The organism is Paenibacillus gansuensis (genome assembly GCF_042684925.1).
Lineage (GTDB): Bacteria > Bacillota > Bacilli > Paenibacillales > DY6 > Paenibacillus_N > Paenibacillus_N gansuensis.
This window is the reverse complement of sequence record NZ_JBHUME010000011.1, coordinates 305,003-311,002: the sequence shown is the minus strand read 5'-3', so window position 1 is coordinate 311,002 and position 6,000 is coordinate 305,003. Positions and strand designations below refer to the sequence as shown.

The following is a 6,000-nucleotide window of genomic DNA, read 5'->3' as shown; positions in this document are numbered from 1 at the left end:
GTGGAGTATTATTCTTAAGAAAAGATATTAGATCGATTTCGAGTTATGTTCAGCGGATAACGGATTTTAACTGTATCGTTAATCACTTAATTAATAATGACTTAACTTTGCATTATGTGGTGTAATTTAGTAAATAGTCCCGATGAGTTATCATCGGGGCTATTTTTATGGGAACTTAAGTGGGCAAACCATTAAAGCAAAAGGAGTGTTACATCCATGTCCAATATATCAGGTCGAAGATAAGTTTGGCGCTCTGCTTCCGAAACCAGTTCCTAACACGCCCCCATTCAAAGCCGAAGTCGTGTTTAAAACAATAGGCGCTAAAGGTGCGGCTTTGACACCGCGTCCGGCAAGGCCGTACTGGCCGTCACTAAAGGGGCATTCTCTAAGAATGCAAAAGTAACCTTAAATTCCTATCGGATGACTGCGGGCAAGTCAGCCCTAGTAAGCACAGCCTGGATTGTCGCCTCCGACCAGAAGTGGAAGAAGGGAGTTACGCTTACCCTTTCGTATGATTCGAGTTTAGCGGCTGGGAAATCGCTGGCCATGGCTCAATACGATACCAAATCGGCATCTTGGAAGCCAATCTCAAGCAAAACGGATGTCGTGAAAAAGACGGCCACCGCTTCTATTTCGTTTGCCGGAACATACTCCATCATTGTGAAGTAACTGTCAAGCTGATTAATAAAATCAGCGTATCCTTTTGGTGGACAAGATTTTGCATTAAGGATAATTAGATAGCTAAGATGAGGTTGAAGCCAGCTTATAGCTGGCTTTTTTATGTGATTGACAAAACAATTATCCTAATGTTAGGATAAATATATATTCTATTATTATAATTTATAATATTATTTAATATTGTTGGGAAGGAGTTGAGGAGCTGCTTGTTTAACTGGCTAAAAAAGGGAAAGCAACAAAGTCATCCGGAAGAAGTTTCATCATCGCAATCAAATGTAAATGAATCAAATCATATGAAAACAAATGGAGGAATGAATATGTTGAACATTGGTATTATTTTGGGAAGTACACGTCCAGGACGTAATGGTGAAGCTGTAGCTCGTTGGGTAACTGAGATTGCGCAAAAACGCACGGATGCCAAGTTTGAGCTTGTTGATATCGCAGATTTTAATTTGCCGTTGCTGGATGAACCGTATCCGCCGTCCATGGGCCAATATACGAAGCCTCATACCATTGCTTGGTCGGAGAAAATTAATACTTTTGACGGATTCGTGTTTGTGACGCCGGAGTATAACCATGCGACTTCCGCTGCGCTGAAAAATGCGATTGACTATCTGTTCAACGAATGGAAAGACAAAGCGGTTGGTTTTGTCGGCTATGGTGGAAGTGGAGCTCAACGTGCAGTAGAAAACCTGCGGACTATCGCTGCGGAATTGCACATGGCTGATGTACGTGCTCAAGTGGGACTCTCCCTGTTCACGGACTTCGAAAACTTCAGTGTATTCAAGCCAGCTGCGCATCAAGAGGCTTCGGTCAACACGATGCTTGACCAGGTTATTGCTTGGAGCGGCGCAATGAAAACTTTGCGTTAAACGATTATTCGGAATCGTCTTATCTATACTGTTGGGGCTGTCTCATTAATGAAAATTGATAATTGTAAATGGGAAACAGCCAGCAAAATACAGAAACATGGCAGTCAGGATGTTAATCCTGTACCTGCCATTTTTTTGTTTTGATCCATCATTGCTTTCTATGGTACCTTGGACAAGCCCCGAAGCAGAGAATCTCTTGAATAACGGTAACCAGCAGCCGGATCATTGAAAACTTTGCGCAATCTTTTTGCCACTTTAGGAGTCTTTGGGAGTTCTTTGCTTCCATCCATCGCAGATACAAGCAGTATAGGCAGTTCTTGTCTATGTAGCGTCAGGGTTTGTTAATATTGTTTATACAGGGTATATAATTTCGACAAGAAGTTATAAGTTTATTTAAATGGGATTCGGAGAGAACAGGTGGAAAGGCAGAATGCAAAAGTGAAGTTGCAATACGTCATTTACCCTATAATACTTGTCATTATACAGTTTGTTATTAGCTTCCTAATTGACTCTTATGTTCTTCAGTGGTTATTCGCGACCATGAGCCCTATTCACGCACTGTCGTGGATAAAGTAGACAAGAAGCGTTGGCGTGGGCAACAGTAAAAACAAAAAAGCCTGCAAACAAGGCGACGAATTAGAGTCGCCGGTGTACAGGCTTTTTCGTTACTATTTATGTCCTAACAACATTCCGGCAGTCACTTAATGCTCCACAGATACGTGGAAGGTGACCCCGAACTTGTCCTTTACCATGCCGTAAGCGGGGCTCCAGAAGGTCTCCTGGATCGGCATCAGCACTTCGCCGCCTTGCTGCAGCTTGTGGAACATGTTCTTCGCCGATTCCGCATCGTTCACGTTCAGGGCAATCGTTACATGGTTGCCGATCTGATGGGGCATGCCCGGGAATGTGTCGGAGAGCATGAGCAGCGATTCGCCGAAACGCAGCGTTGCATGCATGATGCGATCTTTGGCTTCCTCAGCAACCGGATAGTTCGGGTCCTGCGGCGCTTCGCCAAACGTCTGTACAATTACCACCTCAGCAGATAAGGCATCTTTGTAAAATTCCACTGCTTCTTTCCCATTACCGTTGGTTACGAGATAAGGGTTTAAACTAGACATTACCACTGCTCCTTTTGCCCTGAGGGCAATATTCTCACGTTCCACGGTTAGTGTAACAAATTGGTATACCCCAACTCAACCAAAGTAAGGGACGGGGCAGGTGACCGAACATTCCGTAGAGCCGCCCACCATCCTGCAGATGTACCGCCCGTCAATGCTATAGATGTGCCACCCGTCATCGCCGCCACGCTCCCCAATCCGCGGTCATTAGAGTGATGGCAGGATAATGTGTTTGCTTCACGAATATTTGATAGGTACACAACTGGTGCAAAATACTCTTAAGGGGCTATTTTATGAAAATTGGATTTCTAATTATCGATATGCAACCCGTTCACCTGCAGGAAGTTGATAAGAAAACGATAAATAGAGCTTGCGAGCACATCAATTATGTGTCGGATGTCCTTCGTTCCAAGGATCACGTTGTCATTCACGTTCAAGACAATGAAGGTATGTCGGAATCGAATTCAGATCCATATTCTATTATTCCTGAGATCGATGTTAACGAGAAAGATTTGATTGTGGGCAAGGAGCATTCGAATGCTTTTTGGAAGACAGATCTTGAACAGATGTTATCGGAGCGACAGGTTGAGTTGGTGATTATCTCAGGTTTTGCTGCAGAACAGTGTGTCCTGTTTACATATAACGGAGCTGCGGAAAGAGGATTTCGGCCCGTACTTTTGCAAAATGGGATTTTAAGCACACAAAGTGAGGTAATTGCATCTACTTACAGGGATCGGAACCTGATCTCCTATGCGGTAGTCAAGTATTTATAAGAGTAACTTAAGTGACCGGAAAAGCTGGGCAGATATACTGTCTGGCTTTATTTGTGTTTGTGTAACAACCGAAACATGGTCATATATCCTGTGAAACTGCGGCTTGATTGTCTTGAGAAAATAAAGTTTTAGACTGGAAAAAATAGTTGTAGACTAAGAAAATAAAGATGTAGACTGCGAATAAAAAGTATTAGTCTCACGTCGGCAGCATTGAACTAGCGGGCAGTTTAGCGAAAGATAGACATGTGCTTAAAGAGTAGAATGGAGGGTCTGCTATGGGCATTAGGAATTTTTTGATTGAAGGCGTTTCCGGCACCGGTAAAACTACGGTCTGCAATGAACTGCAGCGGCGCGGCTACCATGCCATTCATGGCGATCGTGAATTGGCTTATCAAGGCGATCCGGAAACTGGTACACGGACGGATACCGCCACGCACGAGCACCACATTTGGCATGTAGATAAAGTAAAGGCTTTGGTTGCTGACCAGAATGAGGCGGTAACCTTTTTCTGCGGTGGTTCTAGGAACTTTTCGAAATTCATAGATCTTTTTGACGGCGTGTTTGTCCTCGAGGTCGACCTTGACACATTGAACCGGCGGCTTGACGAGCGGCCGGAAAATGAGTGGGGCGGAAAGCAAACGGAACGGGAACTCATTGCGCGATTGCACCAAACGAAAGAAGACATTCCGAATAACGGAATTATCATCGACGCCACCGCAAAGATCGAGCACGTCGTTGACGAGATCGTCCGTCAAAGCGAAGTAAATAAACGCCAACGGCAGTAACTTACGGTTACTAAGCAGCACCACTTTTAGATTCATTCAGCGATCTTGAGACATGTCTCAGGATAGTTGGTTTTTCAAAATAGAGGTGAGCGAAGAAGGAAAGTATATCCAGAAATCATCCCTTTTTAAGGGAGGGACTATTTGTTTGTGCGCCAAGGTGACGCCGCGACAACAGCAAGGCAAAAGTCAGATATACGATCACGATAAAACCAAACAACAGATTATAGCCGCCGATATGGTAAAATAGGCTGCCAACGATCGGGCTGACAGCCATCCCTATATAACGGAAAAAGTTATACGCTCCAATGGCGGTTGCACGGTTATGCTTAAAAGCGTCGGTCAACAGCGTCGTCTGCACCGGAAGCGAGAACCCGAGGGATAACCCGAAGAAGATAATTCCAGCCAGCAGCCAAGGTAAAGAAATCGAGTAGAAGATGAGGAAAAACAACACCGAAATTGCATTTAGATAAGTCATCAGTACGAGCAGCCTTTTTCCATCTATCCGTGCTTGGATTTTTCCGCCTAAGTAACTGCCGACCACAATGCCAAGCGACATCGGGAGAAATACAAGTCCCTTTTGCTCGGCTGACAATCCGTAACTATCGGTTAATATGTTCGGCAGGAATACAAGAAAATAGTAAAACACGTAATACTGAATAAACGCCAAATAAATAATGGACGATCCGATCCGATTCTGAAGAATCGCTGCAAAATTCCGCAGTTGAAAGCGGCCTCCTTCGACGCTGTCCGGCTTCGTTTCCTTCAAGTATAGGTAGTTGAAAATCAGCGCAAGCATCCCCGTTGCCGCAAGAGCAAGAAATACGGAGTGAAAATTGAATAAACCGCTAAGGAAGCCCCCGATGACCGGCCCGAGCACAGGGCCTAACGACACCAACATTTGAAAGGTTCCCATTGCTTGGCCGCGTTCTTTTCCTTCGAACATATCGCTGATGACCGTAACGGCCACGACTGATCCCGCAGCGATGCCGATAGCCTGTACCGCTCGGAAGACGAGGAGAAACACTATCGTTTCGGAGAAAAAACATCCAACCGTAGCGATAACATACAGCGTTATTCCGAAAAGCATGACTTTGCGGCGCCCCTTTAAGTCCGTGAGCGGGCCATAGATTATCTGCATGATAGCAAGAAACACGGTAAACACTGAAATCGTTAGGTTTACAATAAATGAGGTGGAGTGGAGTTGTCTCGCAACCTCAGGTAATATAGGGGTGTAAATCGTTTGCGTGAACGGCCCAAGAAACGCGGCAAAAGCGACAATGTAAAGAACGAATTTACGATTCATGATGTTCAACCCTTTCTACGAATGGTATTGTCATCGTACTTGAAATCTATTATTGATTCCAACGCATTGCATGCTATAAACTCATGGACTAGAAGGAATGATGATTCCATCCTCGTCGCCGTTCCATTTTTACACGCCATTTATGTACGAGGGGATGAACCGGCAAGGCTGGTCAATCTTGGAAGCTGAAATGAAACTCACGAAGTAGTGCGGGAAATCGCATTGCTGATTTATGAAACATCTCGTTTATTACGAACTAAGTTGAAGAAGCACTCCTCTGGGTGTTTTTTTTTATATGTCTTTCACGTATATGATTTGCAATTTGTCTTTCACCTATGCGATATATACTAAGGTATCTGAAATTGAGATATTGAGTATCACGATTCTGTATTATTCAGGATGACTAGTTCATAGTATGATGAGTGGGCGGTTGAATATCAGAGAAGAGAGGAGTTGAAACTCTATCTACTA

At 44.2% G+C, this 6,000-nt stretch carries 6 protein-coding genes; 4 read left to right on the top strand and 2 right to left on the bottom strand.

Annotated elements, in window-relative coordinates:
- Window positions 1-420: 420 nt before the first annotated feature.
- Together ACFSUF_RS18680 and ACFSUF_RS18675 are read left to right on the top strand one after the other, a co-directional pair.
- On the top strand, window positions 421-669 hold the full coding sequence (locus ACFSUF_RS18680) for a hypothetical protein (protein WP_377605282.1): 249 nt from the start codon (window positions 421-423) through the stop codon (window positions 667-669).
- 326 nt (window positions 670-995) lie between these two features.
- The gene (locus ACFSUF_RS18675; RefSeq protein WP_377605313.1) at window positions 996-1,550 is read left to right on the top strand and encodes an NADPH-dependent FMN reductase; all 555 of its coding nucleotides are present in this window, start codon (window positions 996-998) and stop codon (window positions 1,548-1,550) included.
- A gap of 701 nt (window positions 1,551-2,251) precedes the next feature.
- Here the strand turns inward: ACFSUF_RS18675 and ACFSUF_RS18670 are convergent.
- A complete protein-coding gene (locus ACFSUF_RS18670; RefSeq protein WP_377605280.1) occupies window positions 2,252-2,668 on the bottom strand; it encodes a VOC family protein in 417 nt (138 codons plus the stop codon).
- Between the two features lie 293 nt (window positions 2,669-2,961).
- Here ACFSUF_RS18670 and ACFSUF_RS18665 point away from each other — a divergent pair, with 293 nt between their 5' ends.
- Both ACFSUF_RS18665 and ACFSUF_RS18660 read left to right on the top strand, forming a co-directional pair.
- The gene (locus ACFSUF_RS18665) at window positions 2,962-3,441 is read left to right on the top strand and encodes a cysteine hydrolase family protein (protein ID WP_377605278.1); all 480 of its coding nucleotides are present in this window, start codon (window positions 2,962-2,964) and stop codon (window positions 3,439-3,441) included.
- A 275-nt stretch (window positions 3,442-3,716) separates the two neighbouring features.
- Window positions 3,717-4,226: an AAA family ATPase gene (locus tag ACFSUF_RS18660; protein WP_377605276.1), complete on the top strand. Its 510-nt coding sequence runs from the start codon at window positions 3,717-3,719 to the stop codon at window positions 4,224-4,226.
- A 115-nt stretch (window positions 4,227-4,341) separates the two neighbouring features.
- Here ACFSUF_RS18660 and ACFSUF_RS18655 read toward each other — a convergent pair whose 3' ends face one another.
- Window positions 4,342-5,529, bottom strand: coding sequence for an MFS transporter (locus ACFSUF_RS18655; RefSeq protein WP_377605274.1), 1,188 nt, complete (start codon window positions 5,527-5,529; stop codon window positions 4,342-4,344).
- Between the last annotated feature and the right edge of the window lie 471 nt (window positions 5,530-6,000).